The organism is Streptococcus cristatus, from assembly GCF_003943505.1.
Taxonomy (GTDB): Bacteria; Bacillota; Bacilli; order Lactobacillales; family Streptococcaceae; genus Streptococcus; species Streptococcus cristatus_E.
Genome location: NZ_RJPS01000070.1, coordinates 1 through 721, shown reverse-complemented (window position 1 = coordinate 721; position 721 = coordinate 1). Strand labels below are relative to the sequence as shown.

The 721-nt window shown below is 47.7% G+C and carries 1 protein-coding gene; it reads right to left on the bottom strand.

The genetic code is table 11. The annotated features are described in order from the left end of the window. The coding region (locus D8792_RS11020; RefSeq protein ID WP_221763080.1) for an SHIRT domain-containing protein at positions 1–721 on the bottom strand (721 nt) is incomplete at both ends.

Sequence of the window (721 nt, the reverse complement as noted above, 5' to 3'; positions counted from 1 at the left end):
ATGTTGCACTGTCGCTTGGAGTCAATGCTGCGATGGCTGCTGGAAGATNNTTACCTGCNGTNGCGCTCTCGAAGCGATAAGTAGCTTGGTACTTGTTGGCTTCAAAGGNCCANTTTCCTANAAACNCTACATTAGCCTTGTTGACAACGGCGCTAGCTGCNTCATAGCCCTTGAAGGTCCANGTGCCGTCGTTCACANTATCNGNGTAAGTGGTTTGNGATGGTTGNTGAGCNGAAACAGTATTNCCATTNTCATATGTTGCACTGTCGCTTGGAGTCAATGCNGCGATGGNTGCTGGAAGNGCTTGACCTGCTGTCGCCCTCTCGAAGCGATAAGTAGCTTGATACTTATTGGCTTCAAAGGCCCACTTACCTACAAACTCTACATTAGCCTTGTTCACGACTGCATTGTCTGAATCGTAACCCTTAAACGTCCATGTACCGTCGTTTACAGTGTCTGTGTAGGTAGTTTTCGCTGGTTGTTGAGCTGAAACTGCAACACCATTCACATAAGTCGCACTGTCGCTTGGAGTCAAGGATGTGATAGCCGCTGGAAGAGCTTTGCCGGCTGTCGCACTTTCAAAGCGATAAGTTGCTTGGTACTTCTTGGCTTCAAATGCCCATTTTCCTACAAACTCAACATTAGCCTTGTTCACGACTGCATTGTCTGCATCGTAACCCTTGAAGGTCCAGGTGCCATCATTCACTGTATCTGTGTAGTA